The sequence below is a fragment of the Pseudomonas sp. MF6396 genome (assembly GCF_002018915.1).
Lineage (GTDB): Bacteria > Pseudomonadota > Gammaproteobacteria > Pseudomonadales > Pseudomonadaceae > Aquipseudomonas > Aquipseudomonas palmensis.
The window spans coordinates 1-3,722 of sequence record NZ_MVOK01000067.1; the positions used below are offsets into that span (position 1 = coordinate 1).

2 protein-coding genes are annotated in these 3,722 nt (G+C 64.9%); both read left to right on the plus strand.

What is annotated here, in order from left to right; translation table 11 throughout:
* The coding region (locus MF6396_RS27790; protein WP_078482010.1) for a phosphopantetheine-binding protein at positions 1-614 on the plus strand (614 nt) is incomplete at its 5' end.
* Between the two features lie 20 nt (positions 615-634).
* On the plus strand, positions 635-3,722 hold a 3,088-nt coding region (locus tag MF6396_RS27795; RefSeq protein ID WP_443217223.1), incomplete at its 3' end, for an amino acid adenylation domain-containing protein.

A 3,722-nucleotide genomic window follows, 5' to 3' on the forward strand; every position in this document is an offset into this window, starting at 1 on the left:
TCGAGGCCAGGCTTCAGGAGCACCCGGCGATCCGCGAGGCGGTGGTGCTGGATATCGACGGCGCCACCGGCAAGCAACTGGTGGCCTACCTGCTGGCTGCCGGGCCGGTGGAGGCGGCGCAGCAAAGTGCACTGCGCACCGGCCTGCGCGAGCACCTCAAGGGCGTGCTGCCGGACTACATGGTGCCGGCACACCTGATGTTCCTGGAGGCCTGGCCGTTGACCGGCAACGGCAAGCTGGACCGCCGCGCACTGCCCAGGCCCGATACCAGCCAGTTGCAGCAGGCCTATGTGGCGCCCCACAGCGAGCGCGAGCAGCAGGTGGCGGCGATCTGGGCGCAGGTGCTGCAGGTGGAACAGGTGGGCCTGACCGACAACTTCTTCGAGTTGGGCGGGCACTCGCTGCTGGCAACCCAGGTGATGGTGCGGCTGCGCGAAGTGCTGGGCATCGAGACGGCACTCAAGGACCTGTTCGAATACCCCGAGCTGGGGGAGTTCGTGCGCAGCCTCGAGGAAAAAAACCTTGGAATTGATCCACTTCAGGCGCAATTGGCTAAATCCCTGGAGGCACTCAAACGTCTAACAACGGAGGAACTTGATGAGCTGATTTCTTAAGGGGTATTCCAATGCAGGCGTTGCTCGATTCCGTAAAATCGCTGTCTCCCAAAGAGCGCAAGGCGCTGGCCACGCTGCTCAAGCGTCAAGGCGTGAATCTTTACGGCGTCGCCCCCATCTCCCCGAGGGGAGCGGGGGAGCCTGCAGTGCTCTCGTATGCCCAGCAGCGTCAATGGTTCCTGTGGCAACTGGAGCCCGAAAGCACCGCCTACAACGTTCCGGTCGCCCTGCGTCTGAAGGGCGACCTGGACCTGGAGGCCTTGCGTTCGAGCTTCCAGGCGATGATCGATCGTCACGAGATCCTGCGCACCACTTTCCAGCAGGACGGCGATCATGCCGTTCAACTGATTGCACCGGCTACTGCCTTTTCGTTGCAGGTCCAGGCTCTGGACCACGCACCGGGCGCTGACCTGGAGCCACTGCTCAAGCGCCAGGTAGAGGAGGAAACCCAACGGCCCTTCGATCTCGAAAAGGGGCCGCTGCTGCGCGTGAAGCTGCTGCGTCTGGCTTCGCGCGAGCATGCGCTGGTGCTGACGCTGCACCACAGTATTGCGGATGGTTGGTCGATGCCGATCATCGTCGATGAATTGATCCAGGGTTATGAAGCCAGCCGTAGCGGGCAGTCGGCACAGCGGCCGGCACTGCCGATCCAGTACGCCGATTACGCGATCTGGCAGCGCGACTGGATGGAGGCCGGCGAGCAGGAGCGCCAGCTCGCCTACTGGCAGGCCAGACTGGGCGGCGACCAGCCGGTGCTGGAGCTGCCCACCGATCACCCGCGGCCTGCGGTACAGCGCGATGCCGGTGCCAACCTTGGGCTGGAACTGCCCGGCGAGCTGGCCCAGCGCCTCAAGGTGCTGGCCCAGCAGCAGGGCGTGACCTTGTTCATGCTGTTGCTGGCCAGCTTCCAGTGCCTGCTGCAGCGCTATTCGGGCCAGCACGATATCCGCGTGGGCGTGCCCATCGCCAACCGCAACCGCGCCGAAACCGAGGCCCTGATCGGCTTCTTCGTGAACACCCAGGTGATGAAGGCCGATTTCGACCTGCACACGACCTTCCTGGCGCTGTTGCAACAGGTCAAGCAGGCTGCAATCGAGGCGCAGGCCCATCAGGACCTGCCGTTCGAACAACTGGTGGATGCACTGGAGTCCGAGCGCAGCCTCAGTCACAGCCCGCTGTTCCAGGTGATGTTCAATCACCAGGCCACCTCCCGGCAGCAGACCCGCCTGCTGTCGGACCTGACCGTGGAGGTGCTGGCCTGGGAGGAAAGCAGTGCCCAGTTCGACCTGTCGCTGAACACGGTCGAGCACGCCTCGGGTATCGCGGCGACGCTGACCTATGCCACCGACCTGTTCGAACGCAGTACCGTCGAGCGGATGCTGGGGCACTGGCACAACCTGCTGCAGGGTATTGCCGATCAGCCTGAACGACGCATTGCCGAGCTGCCCCTGCTGGACCCCCGGCAGCGTCAGCAGGTGCTGGGCGACTGGAACCGTACCGAGGCGGCATATCCTGTCGATCGTTGCGTGCACCAGCTGGTCGAGGCACAGGTGGCCAGCACCCCGCATGCCACCGCATTGGTGCATGGTGAGCAGGTACTGACCTACCAGCAGCTCAACCGGCGTGCCAACCAGCTGGCGCACAGATTGCGCGAGCTGGGTGTGGGGCCCGAGGTGATGGTGGGGGTGGCGCTTGAGCGCAGCCCCGAGCTGGTGGTGGGTCTGCTGGCGGTGCTCAAGGCAGGGGGGGCCTATGTGCCGCTGGATCCGGAGTACCCGCAGGAACGTCTGGCCTACATGATCAATGACAGTCGGGCCTTGCTGTTGCTGTCGCAGTCGAGCCTGTTGCCACGCCTGCCCGAAGGCCTGCGTGCCCAGGCCGTACTGCTCGACCAACTGGTGCTGGATGACTGCCCCGACGCTGACCTGCCGAACCTGACCGCACCGGGCAACCTGGCCTACAGCATCTATACCTCCGGCTCCACCGGACAGCCCAAGGGCGTCCTGATCGAGCACCGCAATACCGTGGCTTTGATCGCCTGGGCGCAGTCGGTGTACAGCCCCGGTGATCTGCACGGGGTGCTGGCATCCACCTCGGTGTGTTTCGACCTTTCGGTGTGGGAGATTTTCGTCACGCTCTCGTGCGGCGGCTACGCAATTGTGGCCAACAACGCGCTGGAATTGCCCACCCTGGCTGCCCGCGACCAGGTGAGTCTTATCAATACGGTACCTTCGGCAATCAAGGCGCTGCACGATGCCGGGCAGCTGCCTAGCAGCGTGCGCATGATCAACCTGGCCGGCGAGGCGTTGAAGCAGTCGCTGGTCGACCAGTTGTATCAGGCCGGCGGGGTGGAAAAGGTCTACGACCTGTATGGCCCCTCCGAAGACACCACCTACTCGACCTTCACGCTCAGGACAGCGCAGGGCCGCGCCAACATCGGCCGGCCGATCAGCAACAGCCGGGTCTACCTGCTCGACGGTGCGGGCGGCACGGTGCCGGTGGGCGCTGCCGGCGAGCTGTGCCTGGCAGGTGCCGGACTGGCCCGTGGCTATGCCGGGCGCGCCGCACTGACTGCGGAAAAATTCCTGCCCGACCCGTTCGACACCAGCGTGCAGGGTGGCGGGCGGCTGTACCGTACCGGTGACCTGGCGTGCTACCGCGAGGACGGGGTGATCGAGTACGTGGGGCGTATCGATCATCAGGTGAAGATCCGTGGCTTCCGTATCGAGCTGGGCGAGATCGAGGCCAGGTTGCAGGCCCACCCGGCGATCCGAGAGGCAGTAGTGATCGATGTGCCAGCCGCCAGCGGTCGACAACTGGTGGCCTACCTGGTGCTCGACGCGCCTTCGCTGCCCGACGACGAAGCGCAGAAGCGTCTGCGCAACGACCTGCGCGAGCACCTGAAAGCAGCGCTGCCGGACTACATGGTGCCGGCGCACCTGATGTACCTGCAGGCCCTGCCGCTCACCGCCAATGGCAAGCTCGACCGCAAGGCACTGCCCGAGCCCGATACGAGCCAGTTGCAGCAGGCCTATGTGGCACCGCAGAGCGAGCTCGAACAACGCATCGCGGCGATCTGGGCCGGCGTGCTCAAGCTGGAGAAGGTGG